This is a genomic window from Streptomyces sp. NPDC043876 (genome assembly GCF_056435825.1).
Window position 1 is genome coordinate 672,074 of the sequence record NZ_JBWKDV010000001.1, and the last position, 21,157, is coordinate 693,230.

The 21,157-nt window shown below is 70.6% G+C and carries 17 protein-coding genes; 11 read left to right on the top strand and 6 right to left on the bottom strand.

From position 1 onward, the window contains the following. The first annotated feature begins 32 nt into the window (after window positions 1-32). Genes AC0693_RS03340 through AC0693_RS03350 form a run of 3 tightly spaced genes read left to right on the top strand, consistent with a single transcriptional unit; the run spans window position 33 to window position 2,186 of the window. Window positions 33-1,361, top strand: coding sequence for an MFS transporter (locus AC0693_RS03340; protein WP_478800841.1), 1,329 nt, complete (start codon window positions 33-35; stop codon window positions 1,359-1,361). A 7-nt stretch (window positions 1,362-1,368) separates the two neighbouring features. After that, the gene (locus tag AC0693_RS03345) at window positions 1,369-1,623 is read left to right on the top strand and encodes a chorismate mutase family protein (RefSeq protein WP_351045408.1); all 255 of its coding nucleotides are present in this window, start codon (window positions 1,369-1,371) and stop codon (window positions 1,621-1,623) included. A gap of 11 nt (window positions 1,624-1,634) precedes the next feature. Next, window positions 1,635-2,186 carry a hypothetical protein gene (locus AC0693_RS03350; protein ID WP_478800842.1) on the top strand — a complete coding sequence of 184 codons (552 nt, stop codon included), beginning with the start codon at window positions 1,635-1,637 and terminating at the stop codon, window positions 2,184-2,186. Here the strand turns inward: AC0693_RS03350 and AC0693_RS03355 are convergent. Continuing rightward, window positions 2,164-3,270 carry a LuxR C-terminal-related transcriptional regulator gene (locus tag AC0693_RS03355; protein ID WP_478800843.1) on the bottom strand — a complete coding sequence of 369 codons (1,107 nt, stop codon included), beginning with the start codon at window positions 3,268-3,270 and terminating at the stop codon, window positions 2,164-2,166. The two genes, AC0693_RS03350 and AC0693_RS03355, sit on opposite strands and share 23 nt — an antisense overlap. Before the next feature lie 188 nt (window positions 3,271-3,458). Between AC0693_RS03355 and AC0693_RS03360 the strand changes: the two genes are divergently transcribed. Next, window positions 3,459-3,656 (top strand): hypothetical protein, encoded by a 198-nt coding sequence (locus AC0693_RS03360; protein WP_469335798.1) that lies wholly within the window; start codon window positions 3,459-3,461, stop codon window positions 3,654-3,656. A gap of 136 nt (window positions 3,657-3,792) precedes the next feature. Here AC0693_RS03360 and tuf read toward each other — a convergent pair whose 3' ends face one another. From tuf to rpsL, 4 genes are all read right to left on the bottom strand, one after another. Next, window positions 3,793-4,986: an elongation factor Tu gene (gene tuf / locus AC0693_RS03365; protein ID WP_356412976.1), complete on the bottom strand. Its 1,194-nt coding sequence runs from the start codon at window positions 4,984-4,986 to the stop codon at window positions 3,793-3,795. A 148-nt stretch (window positions 4,987-5,134) separates the two neighbouring features. Beyond that, window positions 5,135-7,264, bottom strand: a complete 2,130-nt coding sequence (fusA, locus tag AC0693_RS03370; protein ID WP_356412974.1) for an elongation factor G — start codon at window positions 7,262-7,264, stop codon at window positions 5,135-5,137. A gap of 39 nt (window positions 7,265-7,303) precedes the next feature. Continuing rightward, window positions 7,304-7,774 (bottom strand): 30S ribosomal protein S7, encoded by a 471-nt coding sequence (rpsG, locus tag AC0693_RS03375; RefSeq protein ID WP_214946861.1) that lies wholly within the window; start codon window positions 7,772-7,774, stop codon window positions 7,304-7,306. A 2-nt stretch (window positions 7,775-7,776) separates the two neighbouring features. Continuing rightward, on the bottom strand, window positions 7,777-8,148 hold the full coding sequence (gene rpsL / locus AC0693_RS03380) for a 30S ribosomal protein S12 (protein WP_007265893.1): 372 nt from the start codon (window positions 8,146-8,148) through the stop codon (window positions 7,777-7,779). Window positions 8,149-8,513: 365 nt separating this feature from the next. Between rpsL and AC0693_RS03385 the strand changes: the two genes are divergently transcribed. The 7 genes from AC0693_RS03385 (at window position 8,514) to AC0693_RS03415 (ending at window position 17,148) form a co-directional block, all read left to right on the top strand. Further along, complete coding sequence (locus AC0693_RS03385; protein WP_478800844.1) at window positions 8,514-11,003, top strand: YfhO family protein; 2,490 nt, start codon at window positions 8,514-8,516, stop codon at window positions 11,001-11,003. 79 nt (window positions 11,004-11,082) lie between these two features. Continuing rightward, a complete protein-coding gene (locus tag AC0693_RS03390) occupies window positions 11,083-11,808 on the top strand; it encodes a Crp/Fnr family transcriptional regulator (protein ID WP_469317053.1) in 726 nt (241 codons plus the stop codon). Window positions 11,809-11,895: 87 nt separating this feature from the next. Further along, complete coding sequence (locus AC0693_RS03395) at window positions 11,896-12,648, top strand: hypothetical protein (RefSeq protein WP_478800845.1); 753 nt, start codon at window positions 11,896-11,898, stop codon at window positions 12,646-12,648. Further along, window positions 12,645-14,681 carry a hypothetical protein gene (locus AC0693_RS03400; protein ID WP_478738857.1) on the top strand — a complete coding sequence of 679 codons (2,037 nt, stop codon included), beginning with the start codon at window positions 12,645-12,647 and terminating at the stop codon, window positions 14,679-14,681. Before AC0693_RS03395 ends, AC0693_RS03400 begins: the two co-directional genes overlap by 4 nt. Before the next feature lie 13 nt (window positions 14,682-14,694). Then, a complete protein-coding gene (locus AC0693_RS03405; protein ID WP_478738855.1) occupies window positions 14,695-15,648 on the top strand; it encodes a hypothetical protein in 954 nt (317 codons plus the stop codon). After that, entirely contained in the window at window positions 15,645-16,142 is a 498-nt protein-coding gene (locus AC0693_RS03410; RefSeq protein ID WP_478800846.1) for a Pycsar system effector family protein, read from the top strand. The genes AC0693_RS03405 and AC0693_RS03410 overlap by 4 nt, the downstream gene beginning before the upstream one ends. A gap of 13 nt (window positions 16,143-16,155) precedes the next feature. Next, the gene (locus AC0693_RS03415; RefSeq protein ID WP_478800847.1) at window positions 16,156-17,148 is read left to right on the top strand and encodes a M48 family metalloprotease; all 993 of its coding nucleotides are present in this window, start codon (window positions 16,156-16,158) and stop codon (window positions 17,146-17,148) included. Window positions 17,149-17,191: 43 nt separating this feature from the next. On the opposite strand, the gene AC0693_RS03420 is transcribed toward AC0693_RS03415, so the two are convergent. Further along, a complete protein-coding gene (locus tag AC0693_RS03420; RefSeq protein WP_356412961.1) occupies window positions 17,192-21,091 on the bottom strand; it encodes a DNA-directed RNA polymerase subunit beta' in 3,900 nt (1,299 codons plus the stop codon). Window positions 21,092-21,157: the final 66 nt, after the last annotated feature.

Consider the following 21,157-nt stretch of genomic DNA (forward strand, 5'->3'; position numbering starts at 1 on the left):
TTCCGTCTCCGCTCCCGGAAGGAAGGGCACCCATGAGCCCGACGCCCGACGCCCTGGCCGCGCTCCGCCGCAGGTCGGTCAACCGCATCCTGGTCCTGCACGGCCTGTCGTCGTTCTGCTACGGCATGGTCTTCCCCTTCATCGGCATCCACCTGGCCGCCCGGCCGGACATCGGTACGGCCGGGGTCGCCGTCTACTACGGCGCGTCCGGCCTGGCCAACCTCGCCGTGTCACTGCTGCTCACCGCCGCGGTCGTCCGGATCCCCCGGCACGCCCTCGCCCTCCTCGGGCTGCTCCTGTGGGCCGGCTGCTTCGGCGTCCTGACCGGGGCCGGGACCCTGCCCGAGGCAGGTGCGGCGGCCCTGCTCGGCGGCGCGGGCCAGGGCGCCTTCATGGCCGCGATCATCCCGATCGTCAACTCCCTGGTGCCGCCCGAGCAGCGGCGCGCGGTCTTCGCCCGCCGCTACCAGATCCTGAACGCCACGCTCGCGGGCGGCTCCCTGGTGGCCGGGCTGTTCCTCGCCGTCTTCTCCCGGGAGGCCATCACCTGGCTGCTGCTGGTGAACGCGGCCGGGTACCTGCCGGTGGCCCTCGTCCTGGTCCTGGCCCGCAAGGTCCCCGGGATCCCGGAGGCCGGGACGGCGCCCGGGGCCGCGGCACCGGCGCAGGACGCCGGACCGGATGCCGGACCGGCCGACGGCCCCGTCGCACCGGCCTTCGGCACCGGCATGCTGATCCGCGCCACGCTGACCGCCGCCCTCTTCCAGTTCGGCGCGTACCTCTTCGGCTTCAGCCAGTTCGAGGCCACCGTCCCGCTCGTCGCAGACCGGCTCATGGGCACCGGCATCGGCTGGATCTCGGTGATGCTCACCGTCAACGTCGTGGTGATCGTCGCCTGTCAGCGCCCCCTGGGGAAGCTGCTGGAGCGGCACTCCGAGGAGCGTGGCCTGCGCGTCGCCGTCGCCTTCTGGGTGGCCGGGTTCCTGACCGCCTTCGCCACCGCCTTCGGGCCCGGGCCCGTCCAGCTCGCCGGCCTGCTCGCCTACGCCGCCCTCTTCGGGCTCGGCGAATGCGCCTACTCCTGCTCGTTCCACCCCTGGCTGATCTCCAAGGTGCCCGACCGCGAACTGACCCGGGCCAGCGCCCTGTGCAACTCGATGATGGGCATCGGCATGTTCTTCGGCCCCTCCGCGGGCATCGCGCTCATCGGCTTCGGCGACCCCGTCTGGGTGTGGCTGCCGCTGGCCGTGCTGTGCGGGCTCGTCGCCCTCACCACCCTGCGCCGCACGCCCCGTACCGCCCCCGCCGCCCCCGCCGCGCCCGCCGACCCCGGCGCCCCCGAGCTCGTAGCGGCGCTCTGATCCGCCCGTGACCACCGCAACGGAGAACCCCATGCAGCCCGACGACATCGCCGTCCTCGACCAGCAGATCATCCACCTCGTCGGCCGCCGCGCCGAGGCCGCGCGCGAGCGGACCCACGCCCGCGTCACCTCCGGCGGCGCGCGCACCTCGCTGGCCGAGGAGAACGTGGTCATCGACCGCTACCACGAGGAGTTCGGCCGCCCCGGGGTCAACCTGGCCCTGCTGCTGCTCGGCCTCCCGGACCGGCTCCCCCGGCGGTGACCGGCCCGGCGGTGACGGTGCCGGCCCTGACGGCCGAGGCGCCGGGCGGCCCGCGTCCGGCGGCCGTCCGGTGCTACGTCTACGCCCGCGCCCCCGCGCCGTCCGGCGGCGGCCGGCCGGGCCCCTGGCTGGCCGGGATGCTGCCCGGCGGCGCGGCCGTCCTGCCGCACGCCCCCGTCTCCCGGGGGGACGACCCCGCCGCGGCCGCCGCCCTGGTCGCGCGGCTGACCGGCCGGATCCCGCGGCTGCTCGCCCCGCCGGTGCCGCCGCTGCCGGGCGCGGGGAGCGCCTGGTGGATCCGCGCACCGCGCGGGGGCCCGTACGCGAGCGAACACGAGTACGTGATGACCCTCCCCGGTGCCCCGCCGCCCGGGCTGGAGTGGCTGGACCCGCGCGATCCCCCGGCCGCGGACCCGCGGCCCGCGCCCGCGCTCGCGCTGGCGCTCGGCGCCGTACTGGACGCCCTGATCGCCGGGAGACACACGGCCGGCGTCCTGCGGGCCATGACCCTCGGGCACAGCCGCCGCGACGTGGGCCCCCCTAGGCCCCTGCCCCGGTGGTGAGCGGGTCCGGGCCCTCCTCGGCACCCGCGCCGGCCGCACCCCGGCCGTCGACCGGCACGCCCGCCTCCTCCAGACCGACCAGGTAGCCGATCTGGAAGCGGCTCTTCGCATCGAAGGAGCGCATGATCTCCGCGACGTGCCGCTGCACGGTCCGCACCGACATCCCCAGCCTGCGCGAAATGGCCTTGTCGTCCAGGCCCTCCGTCAGCAGCCGGACGATCGAGTGCCGCAGGTCCTCCGAGACCTGCTTGGCCCACTCGCGGTCGAAGCCCACCGGGAAGGGGTCGGCCGCCCGCCACGCCGTCTCGAAGGAGGTCACCATGAACGCCACGAGATTGGGTTCGTACACCGCCAGGGCGTGCGCCGAGTTGCCCTGCACGCTGACCACCGCCACCCGGCGGTCGTAGATCAGCATCCGGTCCGGGCCGTCCGCGAGGGTCCGCACCTCCGCACCGCGCTCCATCATCCACTCGGCGAACTCCACCGTGTGCTGGCTGTAGCGGGCCGGGTGCTGGTAGATCGACCGGCTGCTCACCCCGCGCTCCAGCAGCCGCTCCATGCTGCCGCGCGCCTTCTGCAGCGCCTCGGGGTCGCGCGCGCCGCCCGGCTGCACGTGCAGGGCCTCGGTCTGGCAGCTGTCGGTCAGCCCGTCGATGAGGCGTCGTACGTCGTCCAGATCGGTCAGCAGTTCCACGGCCTTGCGCTGCTGGCGCTGCTGGCCCTTCTGGTAGCAGGGCGCCAGCGTGGCGAAGGAGGTGCGGATCCGCTCCACGGCCTCCGACTGCCGGCGGATCCTGCGCTCCATCGGCCACAGCAGCTGGCCCGCCGCGAACTGCGGCGAGACGACCGCCAGCCGGTTCGCGTTGTCGGCGTCCCGGCGCAGCAGCCGCAGTTCCTCCAGCTGCTCGACGGCGGCGAACAGCTCCAGCTCGCCGAGGCCGAGCACGCCCGCCACCTCTTCCGGGGTGAAGGAGGGCAAACCCGCCGCGAGCTCGTAGAGCCGCAGCGCGTCCGGGGACAGCTCCGCTTCCGGGACGTACGTCTCGGCGGCGCCGTTCTCGGCGTACTTCATCGGCTTCGCCACCCTTCGTGTTTGCGACAGACGTGAATACCGCAGGTCAAGGGGGGTCCCGTGCGGCGTTCGGGCGCGGCAAGCTGCTCGAAGACAAGGCAGCCGGCCACCCGGTGAGATCAAGTCTGGCCGATCCGCGCCGCATGTCGACCCTCAAGCCAATGCTGGCCTGACCTCTCAGCATGAAAAGGACCCACACAATGCAGTCGATCTCCGCCAGAATCGCCCTGCTCATCGCCGGCGCGGCCGCGGCGCTGGCCCTCATTATCGGCCACTCCCCCATGGCCTCCAGCTGGGGTCAGGACGTGGCCGGGGACAACGGCTGGTCGGTCGCGACGGTGTCGGTCTCGGCCGCGGCGCCGGTGACGGACACGGCGCAGGACAACGGCTGGTCCTAGCCGGAACACACCGCCCCGGCAAGGCACCGGGGCGGGCGGTGGAAAACGCCGAGGGGCCCTTCCCCCGTCGCTCTCGCGACGGGGGAAGGGCCCCTCAGTGGTTGGCGCTCCGGAGAGCTGCCGGGTCAGATCAAGATCAGGCGTTGATCTTGGTGACCTGGCCGGCGCCGACGGTCCGGCCACCCTCGCGGATGGCGAACTTCAGGCCCTCTTCCATGGCGACCGGCTGGATCAGCGCGACGGTCATCTCGGTGTTGTCACCGGGCATGACCATCTCGGTGCCCTCGGGGAGGGTCACAACGCCCGTTACGTCCGTGGTGCGGAAGTAGAACTGCGGGCGGTAGTTGTTGAAGAACGGGGTGTGACGGCCACCCTCGTCCTTCGACAGGATGTAGGCCTGAGCCTCGAACTCCTTGTGCGGGGTGACCGAGCCGGGCTTGATGATGACCTGGCCGCGCTCGACGTCCTCGCGCTTGATGCCACGGAGGAGCAGACCGACGTTCTCGCCCGCCTGGCCCTCGTCGAGGAGCTTGCGGAACATCTCGATACCGGTGACCGTGGTGGTGGTCTTGGTCTCCTTGATGCCGATGATGTCGACGGTCTCGTTGACCTTCAGGACACCACGCTCGATGCGGCCGGTGACGACCGTACCGCGACCGGTGATCGTGAAGACGTCCTCGACCGGCATCAGGAACGGCATGTCGGTGTCACGCGGCGGCGTCGGGATGTGCTCGTCGACCGCAGCCATGAGACCGAGGAGCTTCTCGCCCCACTCCTTGTCGCCCTCGAGCGCCTTCAGAGCGGAGACCTGGACGACCGGAAGGTCGTCGCCCGGGAACTCGTACTCGGAGAGCAGCTCGCGGACCTCGAGCTCGACGAGCTCCAGGATCTCCTCGTCGTCCACCATGTCGGCCTTGTTCAGGGCGACGACGATGTAGGGGACGCCGACCTGGCGGGCCAGGAGCACGTGCTCCTTGGTCTGCGGCATCGGGCCGTCGGTGGCGGCGACCACGAGGATGGCACCGTCCATCTGCGCGGCACCGGTGATCATGTTCTTGATGTAGTCCGCGTGACCGGGGCAGTCGACGTGGGCGTAGTGACGCGCCTCGGTCTGGTACTCGACGTGCGCGATGGAGATGGTGATACCGCGCTGGCGCTCCTCAGGAGCCTTGTCGATCTGGTCGAAGGCCGAGGCCTCGTTCAGGTCCGGGTACGCGTCGTGCAGCACCTTGGTAATGGCGGCCGTGAGGGTCGTCTTACCGTGGTCAATGTGACCGATGGTGCCGATGTTGACGTGCGGCTTAGTCCGCTCGAACTTCGCCTTCGCCACGGGGTCCTCCTGGAGAGTGGTTCTGTACGCCTAACAGATTGGCGCCAGGTGATCTTTGCTGGAAAGCCGGTCCCTCCGGGGCAAGGGAGGGTTGCTCCTGTTGCCCCAGAGGCTCCGGTGACAAGCCTAAAGCGTGCACTCCGAAGAGTTATTCGCCCTTGGCCTTCGCGATGATCTCCTCAGCGACGTTCCGGGGAACCTCGGCGTAGGAGTCGAACTGCATCGAGTAGCTGGCGCGACCCGAGGTCTTGCTGCGGAGGTCTCCGACGTAGCCGAACATCTCCGAAAGGGGCACGAGGCCCTTCACGAGGCGAGCACCGTGACGCTCCTCCATGGCCTGGATCTGGCCACGGCGGGAGTTGATGTCACCGATGACATCGCCCATGGACTCCTCGGGCGTGGTGACCTCAACGGCCATCATCGGCTCGAGCAGTACCGGCGACGCCTTGCGCGCGGCCTCCTTGAAGGCCTGCGAACCGGCGATCTTGAAGGCGAGCTCCGAGGAGTCGACCTCGTGGTAGCCACCGTCGAGAAGAATGACGCGGACGCCCGTCATCTCGTAGCCCGCGAGGATGCCGAACTGCATGGCTTCCTGCGCACCCGCGTCGACCGAGGGGATGTACTCCCTCGGGATGCGGCCACCGGTGACCTTGTTCACGAACTCGTACGCGGGACCGTCGGCCTCGAGGATCGGCTCGATCGCGATCTGCACCTTGGCGAACTGACCGGTACCACCGGTCTGCTTCTTGTGGGTGTAGTCGTGACGCTCGACGGTCTTGCGGATCGTCTCGCGGTAAGCGACCTGCGGCTTGCCGACGTTGGCCTCGACCTTGAACTCGCGCTTCATACGGTCGACCAGCACCTCGAGGTGCAGCTCGCCCATACCGCCGAGGATGGTCTGGCCGGTCTCTTCGTCCGAGTGAACGTGGAAGGAGGGGTCCTCCTCCGCGAGAGACTGGATGGCGACACCCAGCTTCTCCTGGTCACCCTTGGACTTGGGCTCGATGGCGACCTGGATGACCGGAGCCGGGAAGTCCATGGACTCCAGGATCACGGGTGCCTTGTCGTCACACAGCGTCTCACCGGTGGTGGTCTGCTTCAGGCCCATGACGGCGACGATGTCACCGGCGCCCACCGACTCGATCTCCTCACGCTTGTTCGCGTGCATGCGGTAGATCTTGCCGATGCGCTCCTTCTTGCCCTTGACGGAGTTCAGCACCGCAGTGCCGGCCTCCAGGCGGCCCGAGTACACCCGGACGAAGGTGAGCTTGCCGAGGTGCGGGTCGCGCATGATCTTGAACGCGAGCGCCGCGAGGGGCTCGTCGTCAGACGGCTTGCGCTTCACGACGACCTCGGCGTCCTTGACGTCGTGGCCTTCGATGGCCTCGATGTCGAGGGGCGACGGGAGGTAGCGGACGACCGCGTCGAGCAGGGGCTGGACGCCCTTGTTCTTGAACGCCGTGCCACAGAACACCGCGGTGATCGTGGCGCCGCTGTCACCCTTGGAACCGATGATGATGCGACGCACGGCGGCGTGCAGCTGCTCGACCGAGGGCTCGACGCCCTCGAGGAACAGCTCCATGATCTGGTCGTCGTTCTCGGCGACCGTCTCGACCAGCTTGGCGTGCCACTCTTCAGCGGCTTCCTTGTGGGTGTCCGGGATGTCGACGATGTCGTACATCTCGCCCTTGGTCGCCTCGGCGGACCAGACGAACGCCTTCATGGTGACCAGGTCGACAACGCCCTGGAAGTCCATCTCGGCACCGATGGGGAGCTGCATGACGATCGGAACCGCACCGAGGCGGTCCTTGATCATCTCGACGCAGCGGTGGAACTCGGCGCCGGTGCGGTCCAGCTTGTTGACGAAGCAGATGCGCGGCACGCCGTAACGGTCGGCCTGACGCCACACCGTCTCGGACTGCGGCTCCACACCGGCGACACCGTCGAACACGGTGACGGCGCCGTCGAGGACGCGGAGCGAACGCTCCACCTCGACGGTGAAGTCGACGTGACCCGGGGTGTCGATGATGTTGATGGTGTGGTCGACGTCTTCGAGCGGCCAGTGGCAGGTCGTCGCGGCAGACGTGATCGTGATGCCGCGCTCCTGCTCCTGCTCCATCCAGTCCATCGTGGCAGCGCCGTCGTGGACTTCACCGATCTTGTAAGACACACCGGTGTAGAACAGGATGCGCTCGGTGGTGGTCGTCTTACCCGCGTCGATGTGAGCCATGATGCCGATGTTGCGCACCTTGGCCAGGTCAAGCGAAGTGGTAGCCATATCGGCTCAGTCTTCTCTCGGTCTCGATGTGGGTTGGGACTACCAGCGGTAGTGCGCGAAGGCCTTGTTGGACTCGGCCATCTTGTGCGTGTCCTCACGCTTCTTGACAGCCGCGCCGAGGCCGTTCGAGGCGTCGAGGAGCTCGTTCATGAGGCGCTCGGTCATGGTCTTCTCGCGACGGGCGCGGGAGTAGCCCACGATCCAGCGCAGCGAGAGGGTCGCCGCGCGACCGGGCTTGACCTCGATCGGCACCTGGTAGGTGGCGCCACCGACACGGCGGGACTTGACCTCGAGGGACGGCTTGACGTTCTCCAGCGCGCGCTTCAGCGTGATGACCGGGTCGTTGCCGGTCTTCTCGCGGAGGCCTTCCATGGCGCCGTAAACGATGCGCTCGGCGGTGGAGCGCTTGCCGTTCAGGAGGATCTTGTTGATGAGCGACGTCACCAAGGGGGATGCGTAGACCGGGTCGATGATGACCGGGCGCTTCGGGGCGGGGCCCTTACGAGGCATTTCTACTTCTCCTTCTTGGCGCCGTAGCGGCTGCGGGCCTGCTTGCGGTTCTTGACAGCCTGGGTGTCAAGCGCACCGCGGATGATCTTGTAACGAACACCCGGCAGGTCCTTCACACGGCCACCACGCACGAGCACGATCGAGTGCTCCTGCAGGTTGTGTCCCTCACCCGGAATGTAGGCCGTGACCTCGATGCCGGAGGTCAGACGCACACGCGCGACCTTACGGAGCGCCGAGTTCGGCTTCTTCGGGGTGGTCGTGAACACACGCGTGCAGACGCCGCGACGCTGGGGCGAAGCCTCAAGCGCGGGGGTCTTTGTCTTCTCGACCTTGTCCTGCCGGCCCTTACGGACCAGCTGCTGGATCGTAGGCACTACTTCTCCGGTTTCTGTGTGCCGTTAGTGAAGCTAACCTGGAACATTTGCCGACCCACGCGGTCGGGTGTGTCGTACCCGCTCAGCCCCCGCTCAGCGCGGAGACCCTACGGATAACGGCGGCCAGTTTCGGCTCGCGTGCGGTTGATGGACACGCACGGGAGCCCAGGCACACCCCAGGCACAAGGTCTGAGCGTACCTACCGCATTCACTCCGGTCAAAACAAATGCCCCCGCCGGGTCCACCGCCCCCCGGGACGCGGGCCGCGGCCGCTTAAACTACCCGAAACCATCCATCGTACCGATCATGGAACAGCGCACACGAACAGTGCGCCGCCGAGCACCAGGAGCGAGACATTGGGCACCGTGGCATCCGAGCGGACAGCGGTCGGCGGCCCGCCCCCCGAGCCCGGCCGGCCCGCCCGCCGCCGCCTGCGGCCCGCCCTGCGCCGCCTGGCCGCGCCCCTGCTCGCCTTCGTCGTCACCACGGCCGCGTTCTGCTCGGCCTGGGCGCTGCGGGGCTCCTACCCCTTCGGCGACACCGGGCGCGCGCTGAACGACCAGGCCAACCAGTACGTCCCGTTCCACCGCGCCCTGTGGGACCTGGTGCACGGACAGGCCGCCGGGGACCTCCTCTTCACCTGGCGCGGCGGCTTCGGCCAGCAGTTCCTCTCCGACTACCACACCTACCTCGGCAACCCGGTGTCCTGGCTGACCGTGCTGGTCCCCCGGGCCCGCGTCGACCTCGCGGTGTTCCTGGTCACCCCGCTCACCATGGGGCTGGCGGCGGCCCTGATGGCCCTCTACCTCGGCAAGCTGGCCCGGGGCCCCTGGTGGCAGCGCGGGGTGCTGGGCGCCTGCTACGGCCTCTGCGGGTGGGCGCTCAGCGACGCCTCGTACATCCCGATGTGGCTGTGGGGCCTGGTGGCCCTGCCGATGCTCGGGATCGCGGTCGAGTGGTGCCTGGAGCAGCGCCGCTGGCCGGGCGTCGCCGTCCTCGTCGCGCTGGCCTGGTACGGCAACTTCTACACCGCGATGATGGCGACGATGGCGGCCTGCGTGCTGCTCGCCATCCGTCTCGGCACGCGGGACATGGAGTCCGGTGCGCGGCTGCGGGCCGTGGGGCGCGCGGCGAGCGCCGCGGCGGTGGGCATCATGCTCACCCTCCCCCTGCTGCTCCCGTCCTTCCTCTCCAGCGGCGCCGCGCAGCCCACCGACGTCTCCGCCTTCCACCCGCAGCGCATCGAGGTCTTCCTCACCGGCATGCTGCCCGCCACCCACCTGTGGGGCGGCCGGCCCCGGCTCTACATCGCCTCGCTCGGCCTGATCCTGGCCGGGTCCTTCCTGCTGAACACCGAGGTGGCCCGGCGCACCCGGCTGGTGTGGGGCGCCGCGACCGTGCTGGTGGCGGCCTCCTTCCAGTTCCCGCCGACCCAGTACGTGTGGCACGGCCTGGCGGTCCCGAACGGCAACCCGTACCGCGAGGCCTTCGTCTTCAGCGGCATGCTGGTGATGCTGGCCTGGCTGGCGCTGGCGCACCGGCCGCGCCCGCTGCACCTGGCGCTCAGCGCCGCCCTGCTGGTAGCGGCCACCTTCGTGCTGCGCCACACCGACGACTTCGGCGGCGCCACCTGGGCCGCCGTCCTCGGCGGCGGCGGCGTCTCGCTGCTCGCCCTGCTCCTCCTCGGCCTCGGCCGTGGCGGGAAGCGGCGTTGGCCGGTCCCCGTCGCGGCGGTCCTGATGGTCGGCGTCGTCCTCGCCGAGTCCACCCTCGCCGCGGTGAACGCCGACTCCCGCCGCGCCCGCGAGCGCTGGGCCACCCCGGCCGCCACCTCGAACGCCTCGATCGCCCGGCACGCCGAGGCCGTCCGCCAGGTGGACGGCTGGCCCGCCTACCGGACCGACTCGGGGGCGCCGCAGACCTCGTACAACGACGCGCTGGCCCTGCGGGCGGAAGGCCCGCAGTACTACAGCAGCTACCTCCCCGAGGCGACGTACCGCGCGCTCGAACCGCTCGGCTACGGCTACAAGAACGACGGCCGGACCATCTTCGGCGCCGACAACCCGGTCCTCGACGCCATCTTCTCGATCGGCGCACGGGTCCGTCCGGGGGACGCCGCGAACACCTGGACGGCCGAGCGCTTCCCGGCCCCACCCCTGGTCACCCTGCGCAGCGCCCCCTACACCTCGCCGAACCCGGCCGACAGCGTGTACGCCCACCAGGAGGACGTCCTCGGCGCCACCGTCTACGAGGTCCCCGGAACCACCCGGACGGGGACGGACACCGCACAGACGTACACCGCCCGGTGCACCCCCGGCTCCGAACTGTTCTGGTACTCCCCCGCCCTCTACGGCACGGTCGTCCACGAGGGCACCCGGCGCCCCGTCGAGGACCGCGTCACCGGCGTCATGAAGCTCGGCCCGGTCCCCGCCTCCGGCCGCGTCGAGGTCACCGTCGAGACCCGCACCGAGGCCCGCGCCCCGCGCTCCCCGGTCGGCTGCCTGGACCGCGCCAAGCTGACGGCGGCGGTCTCCCACCTCACCGCCACGGGGGCCACCAAGGTCACCACCGGCGGCCACTCCATCGAAGCCACCCTCCCCCGCGGCGCCTCGGGCACCGCCGTCCTCGCCATGACCGACGTCCCCGGCTGGCAGTGCACGACGGGCTCCCGCACCACCGCGCCGACCTCCTTCCACGGCCTGGTCTCCCTCCCGGTCACCCCGGACACCACCGCGCTCTCCTGCTCCTTCACCCCCCGCGGTCTCACCCCGGGCCTCACCGCCGGCGCCCTCGCCCTCCTGGCCCTCACGTCGGTCACCGTGGCCGGCCTGCGCCGGCGCCGCACATCCGGCTGATCTCGGCGTTCCGCGACCGCCCGCACCCGGTGTTCAGTACATTGACCGCCCTGATCACCGGGACGGGGGGCGACAGCGGATGACCGGGCAAGCGCATGTCATGAGCGGGGACGGCGGGCTCGACGACCGGGTCCCCTTCCTCGCACGGCTGGAGGACGCAGACGGCGCCGCGTTACGGGCCCTGGGGCGCGAGGTGACCTACCCCGCCCGCGCGACCCTGCTCCACCAGGACGAGCCCACGGCCCACGTGCTGCTCGTGCTGCGCGGCTGGACCAAGGTCACCGCCGCGCACGCCAACGGCTACCAGGCCCTGCTGGCCCTGCGCGGCCCCGGGGACATCATCGGCGAATCCGCCGCCCTCACCCGGCGTCCCCGGTCCGCGACCGTCACCGCGCTCGAACGCGTCCACGCGGTGGTCATCGAGCACGAGACCTTCCGCGCCTACCTCGGCCGCAGCCAGGAGGCCTTCTTCCAGCTCGCCGCCCTCGTGTCCGACCGGAGCCGGGCCGCGGACCGGCGCGCCCTGGAGTTCGCCTCCCTGAGCGTGCGCGAACGGCTCGCCGTGCTGCTGCTGGACTTGGCCCAGATCCACGGCAGGCGTACCGACGAAGGCGTGGAAGTGGCCGTTCCGCTGACGAAGCAGGAGCTGGCGGGCGCCGTCAGCGCCTCCCGCGAAATGGTGCAGCGCGCGCTGAAGGACCTCCGTGACCGCGGCGTGGTCAGCACCGGCCGCCGGGCGCTGGTGATCGTACGACCCGACGTGCTGCGCCGGATCGCCCGGTCCCAGCCGCCGTCCGCGGGCTGACCCGCCGGCCCTTCAGTGCACACGGTCACACTCGGGGAGGGTCATACGACCTCACGCCGCGGCCCGCCGCTGCCGCACGCTCCTCCCATGACGACGACCCCGCACCCCGCGCATCCCCTGCCGTACTCGATCCTCCTGATCGACACCGAACGTTTCAGCGACCGCGACGACGTCCAGCAGACCTACCTGCGCCGCATGCTCTACGGCATCGTCGACCGCACGCTGCTGGCCGTGGGGGTCGACCAGACCCTGCGGCGGCGCGCCGACCGCGGCGACGCGATCACCGAGCTGATCGACTCCTCGGTTCCCCTCACGACGCTGCTCAGCACCCTGCTCACCACGGTTCCCGCCGAACTCCGCTCGGTGAACCGGCTGGCCGCGGACTCGGCCCAGATCCGTCTGCGCGCCGTCCTGGCCACGGGCTTCGTCCTCATCGATGAGCACGGTGAAGGGGTCGGCAGCGACCTCAACCAGGCCTACCGCCTGCTGGACGGGGACCCGCTGCGGGCCGCGCTGCGGGAGAGCACGGACGACTACGCGCTCTGCGTCTCGGAATCGGTGTACGCGGGCATCGTGCGCCACAACCACACCGGAATCCCGGCGGACCGGTTCCACCGGGTCGGCATCGAGAGCAAGAACGGCCCGCTGTCGGCGTGGCTCCACGGAGCGCCGACGACGTCCTCCGCGCCCGCCGCCCCCGCCACCCCCGCCGAGCCGACGGCGCCCGCGTCCGCCCCGACTTCAGGGGCCGGGGTCGACTTCCGGGGCACCAACCACGGCGTGGTCGCGCACCAGATCCAGGGCGGCGTCACCTTCGGGAACCCCGGAGACCGGCGGTGAGCGCCGAGCCCGAAGCACCCGAAGCGCCCAAAGAACCGGACGCACCGGCGGAGCCGGAGCAGGCGCAGGAGCAGACCCAGCAGGCCTGGGACTCCCGCCGCGACCTGAACGACCACGCCCCGCCCTCGATGCGCTTCGACGGCGTGAACCACGGCGTCGCCGCGCACGACATCAGCGGCGGCGTACACCTCCACCACTACGGGAGCTACGGCTCGACCCCCACATCGGGGACGATCCCCCAGGAGACCCTGGACCGGCTGGCCGACGGCTTCGTCACGGAGGGGACCGACTTCAGCGCCTGGGTGGAGCGGCTGCGCGCGGAGCACGTCCTGGTCCTGAGCGGTGATCCGCACACCGGTCGGCGCACCGCGGCCCTGATGCTGCTGCGCGCACTGGGCGTCGCACCGGTGAAATCCGTGGACCGCGACACGAAGCCGGAAGACATCACGCCCGGCAAGCACCGCGGACATGTGCTGTTCGGTCTGGAGCCCACCCGTCACCAGCCGTTGCGCGAGACGCAGCTGCTGGCGGTCGCGGACCGCCTGCGTGACGAGAACGCCTACCTCGTGATCACGACGGGCCACAGCCCGTACATCGAGGACACCGTCCAGCCCGCCCTGTGGAAGCCGCCGCCGGCGCGGGCCGTACTGACGGCCCTGCTGCACCGGCGGGTCGACGCCGGCACCGCCGACCGGTTACTGGGCCTCGGCGCCGTCACCTCGTTCCTCTCCCGGCAGCACCAGTTGCGCGAAGTGGCCGGATACGCCGAGGCCCTTGTCCGGGCCGACCCGGTCGAGATCGACGAGTACTCGCAGCGCGCGCTGGAGCGGCAGGTCCAGGAGTGGTTCGAGGAGTCCGAGGACACGATGCTCCTGCGGGAGCAGGCCTTCCTCATCGCCCTCGCCGCCTTCGACAACGGCCCGTATCCCCTGACCGCCGAACTCAGCGACAAGCTGTACGAGAAGCTGCGCCGGACCGGAGACCCGGAACACGGTCAGCGCATACCCGTGTTCGGCACCCACATCGCCAAACGCCTCCAGACCGCCCGCGCGCGGATCGACCGCAGGAAGGTGGAAACCGAGTGGGGTGAGGTGTTCCAGCTCAACGCCTCCTTCACGGACGACAGGACCGCCCGGGTCCTGCTGAACCAGGTGTGGACCGGCCACCCCGCCGCCCGCCCCGCACTGACCGGATGGCTCGACGACCTGTCCGTCGACGGACGTCCCTTCGTCCGCACCCGGGCCGCCGCCACCGTGGCGGTCCTGGCGCTCACCGACCTCCCGTCCGCGATGGCGCTCGTCATCGAACGCTGGGCCGACTCGGCGAAGCCCCGGCAGCAGCTCACGGCCGTCAGCGCCCTCACCCTCGCCCACCGGATCGACGCTCCCAACATCCCGCGGATCATCGACGGCTGGAGCGCTGACAGCGCCGCGCCGAAACGCTGCTGGGTCGCCGTCCGCGCCCACGGGCTGATCGGCCCGGAACGGCCGGTGGACACCCTCAGGGCCCTGCGGGCCCAGGCCCGCCGGCAAGCCGAGCTGGACAAGCCCGACCAGCGGATCAGCGAAGAACTGCCCCACTCCGTCGCCCTGCTGCTCCTCTCCCCGGCGGAGGACACCGTCCTCGCCGAGCTGTGCCGCACCCTCGGCGACCACCCCTCCACACGCGCCCTCGCCCTGGACGGGTTTCTCGACGCCTGCTCCCGCCCCGACGACCTCCGCTGCCCGCCCGTACTGGCCTGGTACGGGCGCGGCACGGCGGCCGCCGACGGGATCGCCCTCCTCCTGCGCACCGCTCTCGGCGACCACGACCGCGACCGCGGCCGCCGCGCCGAGGAGATCCTGCACGGCTGGGTGCGGGCCGCCGACGCGGATCCCGGCACGGAACACGTCCTGGCCTCCCTGCTGCCCGCCCTCGTGACCGACAGCCGCGAGGCCGCCCGGCTCGACCACCTCCTCGCCACCGTCCCGGGCCTCGACGGCCGCCCCCCGCCCGCGGCGGCCGCCCGCCTGCGCGCCCTCGCTCCCGTCTGAGAGGAGACCGACCATGGACAACCCCTTGCTCCGCACCCCCGACTGGGACCAGCACGCCGACCGGCACACCCCGCTCGTCGACCCGGTGCTCACCGTGCGCCAGCTGGGCCGCTACGCCCTCGCCCGCACCGTCCCGACCCGCATCGATCACGCCCTGGTCTGTTCGACGGCGCGCGGTACCTACGACGCGTACCTGCCCCCGCACCGGCCGCGCCGGATCCGGCGCCGGTACACGGCCGTCTACGAAGTCGACATGGGCGTCCACCCCGTCGAGGCGCTGGTCCCGCTCCCCAGCAGCGACGACGCCCACGAGTTCGACGCGACCGTGCAGCTCGACTGGCGGGTCACCGACCCGGTCCTGTACGTGCGCAGCGGCCACCGCGACGTCCCCCGCCTCCTGCTCGGCGCCCTGGAGCGGGCGGCCCGCCCGGTCGCCCGCCGCTTCCCGATCGCCGCGAGCGCCGAGGCCGAGGCGGAAGTGCTCTCCGCCCTGGGGCACGCCCGGCTCGGCGCGGACGAAGGGCTGGGCGTGCGCTGGACCGTACGCATCCGCAGGGACGCGGACAACATCGCGCAGGCCCGGCACCTCCAGGGCATCGAGCACGCCACGGCCGCGGACGTGCTCACGCAGCAGGGGCAGCTGGAGGTCCAGGAGTACGAGGCCAAGCGCATCGCCTTCTACCGCGAGTACCTGGCCCGCGGTGGGGTCGACGCCTGGGCCCTGCACCTGGCCCGGCACCCGGACGACTCCAAGGACGCGATGACCGGTCTCGCCCAGGACCACAGGGACCGGGTCAAAGCCCAGGTGGCGCTGGTGCAGGCGGTGCTGGACAAGGGCGGGGCGGAGCCCTTCGAGCTGGAGGCGATCAAGCAGCTGTCGTTCAGTGCCGTCGAGGGCATCCTGGGGCAGTTCGTCCCCGCGGATCCACCCGCGGCCGAACCGTTCGACCCGGACGACCCCCGGTGAGCGGCGACGGGAACGAGGCCGCCGCCCGGCTGCTGGCCGACCTCCGGGTCGAGATCGCCCGGGCCGACAGCAAGGCGTCCCTGCTGGTCGGAGCGCTCGGAATGACCGCCGGGGTGCTCAGCGCCCAGCTCGCCGGACGGCACTGGCAGCCCGGCCTGCTGTCCGCGCCGGGCCGGGTCGTGTGGTGGGCGGGGGCGGTCGCGCTCGCGGTGTCGCTGCCCGCGCTGCTGCTGGCCGTACTGCCCCGCTCGCTCAGCACCGAATGGTGGGCCGGGGTGCCCCTCTCCTACTTCGGGGACGTCCGCTCCGCGGACCGGCAGGGCCGGCTCGCCGAAGCCCTCGCCGCCACCGACGACGACCCCGCCGCCGCGCTCCGCGCGGCCCTCGCCGCGAACAGCCGGATCGCCGTCCGCAAGCACCAGTGGATCCGGACCGGGCTGCTCGCCTTCTGCGCGGGCGCGCTCCTGCTGCCCACGGCCCTCCTCATCGGCTGACCGGAGACCTCCCATGGACCCGCTGTCCGACCCCGCGCCGGACCACCGACCGGCCGACGACCTCGCCTACCGCCACGCTCCCGGCACCCGGGTCACCTATCGGGCCCGCCAGCGCGGCCTCGACGGCACCGCCTGGCTGCGGCTCGCGCTGCACCTGCCCGGCTTCCTGCTCGGTCTCGTGCTCGTGGGGGCCGCGGCGCTCGCCCTGGAGGCCTGGCTCGGACCGCCCGCCTGGGCCACGGTCGGGCTCTGGGCGGGCTCCGGCGCGCTCGTCTTCCACCGGCCCACCGAAGAGCGCATCGCCAAGCACCTGCTGCGGCTGCACCGGCCGCTCCCCCATGAACTGGCCGTGCTCGCCCCGGTGTGGCGCGAGGTCACCGCCCGCGCCGGCGTCGACGGCGGCCGCTACCAACTGTGGATCGAGGACAGCGACGACCTCAACGCGTTCGCCGCCGCCGGGCACATCGTGGGGGTCACCCGGCATGCGCTGGAGCGGCTGCCCCGCTCCCAGCTGGCCGCCGTACTCGCCCACGAGCTGGGCCACCACACCGGCGGCCACGCATGGGCCGGGCTGCTCGGGCAGTGGTACGGGCTCCCCGCGCGGGCCTGCCGACAGGCGCTGGCCCGCGTGCGGGTCCGGGCCGCCCGCGCCCTCTCCCCCACCGCCACCCTCGTGGTCCTCGCGCTCGGCGGTTATCTGGCGTACCGCACCCTGGCCGCGACCTACGGGCTGCCGCTGCTCCTGCTCGCCCTCCCCTGGCTGGCGGCGGCGGTCGGGCGCCGGGCCGAGCTGCGCGCCGACGCGCACGCCGCGGGCCTCGGCTTCGCGCCGATGCTGGCCGCCCTGCTGCGCCGCTCGCTGGACGAGGAAGCAAGCGGCGGCCCGGAGGCAACCCGGCTCCTGTCCCGCCTCCTGTCGAGCCACCCCGACCACCGGACCCGGCTCCACCACCTCCAGCCGTACCTGGACCCCACAACGCCGCAGGGCGGTCACCCTCTCGGGTGACCGCCCTGCGGTTACTGCCTACTGCCTACTGCGGTGCCGCGACTCAGCCGTTGTACGGGCCGTAGTCGTAGTCCTCCAGCGGGACGGCCTGGCCGGAGCCCGTGCCGAACGGCGAGTAGTCGATGTCGTCGTAGCCGACGGCCGAGTACATCGCGGCCTTGGCTTCCTCGGTCGGCTCGACCCGGATGTTGCGGTAGCGGGACAGACCCGTACCGGCCGGGATGAGCTTACCGATGATGACGTTCTCCTTGAGGCCGATCAGGGAGTCGGACTTGGCGTTGATCGCCGCGTCCGTCAGAACCCTGGTCGTCTCCTGGAAGGACGCCGCCGACAGCCACGACTCGGTCGCGAGCGAGGCCTTGGTGATACCCATCAGCTGCGGACGGCCGGAGGCGGGGTGACCGCCCTCGGTGACCACGCGACGGTTCTCGGTCTCGAACTTCGACCGCTCGACCAGCTCGCCCGGAAGCAGCTCCGCGTCGCCGGACTCGATGATCGTCACGCGGCGCAGCATCTGCCGGATGATGATCTCGATGTGCTTGTCGTGGATCGACACGCCCTGCGAGTTGTAGACCTTCTGGACTTCGCCGACCAGGTGGACCTGCACCGCGCGCTGACCGAGGATGCGCAGCACGTCGTGCGGGTTGGTGGCACCCGCGGTGAGCTTCTGGCCCACCTCGACGTGGTCACCCTCGTGCACGAGGACCTTGGCGCGCTTGGAGATCGGGAACGCCGTCTCCTCGGCACCGTCGTCCGGCGTGATGACGATCTTCTTGGTCTTCTCGGTCTCCTCGATCCGCACGCGGCCGGCGGCCTCGGAGATCGGGGCGACACCCTTCGGGGTACGGGCCTCGAAGAGCTCGACGACACGCGGCAGACCCTGCGTGATGTCGTCACCGGCCACACCACCGGTGTGGAAGGTACGCATCGTCAGCTGGGTACCGGGCTCACCGATGGACTGGGCGGCGATGATGCCGACCGCCTCACCGATGTCGACCAGCTTGCCGGTGGCGAGCGAGCGTCCGTAGCAGAAGGCACAGGTGCCGACCGCGGACTCACAGGTCAGGACCGAGCGGGTCTTGACCTCCTCGACGCCGTTGGCGACCAGGGCGTCGATCAGGACGTCACCGAGGTCGACGTTGGCCGGCGCGATGACCTTGCCGTCGATGACGACGTCCTCGGCCAGCATGCGGGCGTAGATCGAGGTCTCGACGTCGTCGGCCTTGCGCAGGACACCGGTCTCGTCCCGAACGGCGATCTTGAGCTTCAGACCGCGCTCGGTACCGCAGTCCTCCTCGCGGATGATGACGTCCTGCGAGACGTCCACCAGACGACGGGTGAGGTAACCCGAGTCGGCGGTACGCAGGGCGGTGTCCGCCAGACCCTTACGGGCACCGTGCGTGGAGATGAAGTACTCCAGAACGGTGAGGCCCTCACGGAACGAGGCCTTGATGGGACGCGGGATGGTCTCGTTCTTCGCGTTCGACACCAGACCACGCATACCGGCGATCTGTCGCATCTGCATCATGTTTCCTCGGGCACCCGAGTCAACCATCATGAAGATGGGGTTCGTCTTGGGGAAGTTCGCGTTCATCGCCTCGGCAACCTCGTTGGTCGCCTTGGTCCAGATCGCGATGAGCTCCTGCGTGCGCTCGTCCTTGGTGATCAGGCCGCGCTCGTACTGCTTCTGGACCTTCTCGTCCTGCTCCTCGTAGCCCTTGACGATGGCCTTCTTGGCCTCGGGCACGACGACGTCGGAGATGGCCACGGTGACGCCCGAACGGGTCGCCCAGTGGAAGCCCGCCGCCTTCAGGTTGTCGAGCGTCGCCGCCACGATGACCTTGGGGTAGCGCTCGGCCAGGTCGTTGACGATCTCGGAGAGCTGCTTCTTGCCCACCGAGTAGTCGACGAACGGGTAGTCCTCGGGCAGCAGCTCGTTGAAGAGCGCGCGGCCCAGGGAGGTGCGCAGACGGAAGCTGTCGCCCGGCTGGAACTCCTGCTCGCCCTCTTCCGCGACCGGCGGCACCCAGCCGCGCGGCGGGATGGTGCCCACCGGGAAGCGGATGTCGACCTGCGACTGGAGCGCGAGCTCGCCGTTGTCAAACGCCATGGTCGCCTCGGCCGTGGAGCCGAACGCGCGGCCCTCGCCCTTGGTGTCACGGAGGTCGCCGTCGGTGGTCAGGAAGAACAGACCGAGGACCATGTCCTGGGTCGGCATCGTGACCGGCCGGCCGTCGGCGGGCTTGAGGATGTTGTTCGAGGACAGCATCAGGATGCGGGCCTCGGCCTGCGCCTCCGCGGAGAGCGGGAGGTGCACGGCCATCTGGTCACCGTCGAAGTCCGCGTTGAACGCGGTGCAGACGAGCGGGTGGATCTGGATGGCCTTGCCTTCGACCAGCTGGGGCTCGAAGGCCTGGATGCCGAGACGGTGCAGCGTGGGCGCACGGTTCAGCAGCACCGGGTGCTCGGCGATGACCTCTTCGAGCACGTCGTAGACGACCGTACGGCCGCGCTCGACCATGCGCTTCGCCGACTTGATGTTCTGCGCGTGGTTCAGGTCGACCAGGCGCTTCATCACGAACGGCTTGAAGAGCTCCAGCGCCATGGCCTTCGGCAGACCGCACTGGTGCAGCTTCAGCTGCGGACCGACGACGATCACGGAACGCGCGGAGTAGTCCACGCGCTTGCCGAGGAGGTTCTGGCGGAAGCGACCCTGCTTGCCCTTGAGCATGTCGCTCAGGGACTTCAGGGGGCGGTTGCCGGGACCGGTCACCGGACGACCACGACGACCGTTGTCGAAGAGGGCGTCGACGGCCTCCTGAAGCATGCGCTTCTCGTTGTTCACGATGATCTCGGGGGCACCGAGGTCGAGAAGGCGCTTCAGGCGGTTGTTGCGGTTGATCACGCGGCGGTACAGGTCGTTCAGGTCGGAGGTCGCGAAGCGGCCACCGTCCAGCTGCACCATCGGACGCAGGTCCGGCGGGATCACCGGCACGCAGTCCAGCACCATGCCCTTGGGGCTGTTGCTGGTCTGCAGGAACGCGGAGACGACCTTGAGGCGCTTGAGCGCGCGGGTCTTCTTCTGGCCCTTGCCGGTACGGATGATCTCGCGGAGGCGCTCGGCCTCTTCCTCGAGGTCGAAGGACTCCAGGCGCTTCTGCAGCGCCGCGGCACCCATCGAACCGTCGAAGTACGTGCCGAAGCGGTCACGCAGCTCGCGGTAGAGCAGCTCGTCGCCCTCGAGGTCCTGGACCTTGAGGTTCTTGAAGCGCGACCAGACCTCGTCCAGACGGTCGATCTCGCGCTGCGCACGGTCGCGCAGCTGCTTCATCTCGCGCTCGGCACCCTCGCGCACCTTGCGGCGCACGTCGGCCTTCGCGCCCTCGGCCTCGAGCTCGGCCAGGTCGGTCTCGAGCTTCTTGGCGCGGCCTTCGAGGTCCGCGTCGCGGCGGTTCTCGATCTGCTGGCGCTCGACGGAGACGTGGGCCTCCAGCGACGGGAGGTCGCGGGTGCGGCGCTCGTCGTCCACGAACGTGATCATGTACGCGGCGAAGTAGATGACCTTTTCGAGGTCCTTCGGCGCGAGGTCCAGCAGGTAGCCAAGACGCGACGGAACGCCCTTGAAGTACCAGATGTGGGTGACGGGAGCGGCGAGCTCGATGTGGCCCATCCGCTCGCGACGCACCTTGGCGCGCGTGACTTCGACGCCACAGCGCTCACAGATGATGCCCTTGAAGCGGACACGCTTGTACTTGCCGCAGTAGCACTCCCAGTCCCGGGTCGGACCGAAGATCTTCTCGCAGAAGAGTCCGTCCTTCTCGGGCTTGAGCGTGCGGTAGTTGATGGTCTCCGGCTTCTTGACCTCGCCGTGGGACCAGGTTCGGATGTCGTCCGCGGTGGCAAGGCCGATCCGCAGCTCGTCGAAGAAGTTGACGTCGAGCACTGTGCGTCAATCCCTCTTTCGGGGTCGAGTCTCAATCATGGTCTGAACGGTCCCGGGGATGACGGG

Bases quoted from the DNA above. Each gene is read 5' to 3' on its own strand.
- AC0693_RS03360 (WP_469335798.1), top strand. From the start codon at position 3,459: ATGCAGTCGATCTCCGCCAGAATCGCCCTGCTCATCGCCGGCGCGGCC.
- AC0693_RS03405 (WP_478738855.1), top strand. From the start codon at position 14,695: ATGGACAACCCCTTGCTCCGCACCCCCGACTGGGACCAGCACGCCGAC.
- AC0693_RS03340 (WP_478800841.1), top strand. From the start codon at position 33: ATGAGCCCGACGCCCGACGCCCTGGCCGCGCTCCGCCGCAGGTCGGTC.
- AC0693_RS03415 (WP_478800847.1), top strand. From the start codon at position 16,156: ATGGACCCGCTGTCCGACCCCGCGCCGGACCACCGACCGGCCGACGAC.
- fusA (WP_356412974.1), bottom strand. From the start codon at position 7,264: ATGGCTACCACTTCGCTTGACCTGGCCAAGGTGCGCAACATCGGCATC.
- AC0693_RS03390 (WP_469317053.1), top strand. From the start codon at position 11,083: ATGACCGGGCAAGCGCATGTCATGAGCGGGGACGGCGGGCTCGACGAC.
- rpsG (WP_214946861.1), bottom strand. From the start codon at position 7,774: ATGCCTCGTAAGGGCCCCGCCCCGAAGCGCCCGGTCATCATCGACCCG.
- AC0693_RS03395 (WP_478800845.1), top strand. From the start codon at position 11,896: ATGACGACGACCCCGCACCCCGCGCATCCCCTGCCGTACTCGATCCTC.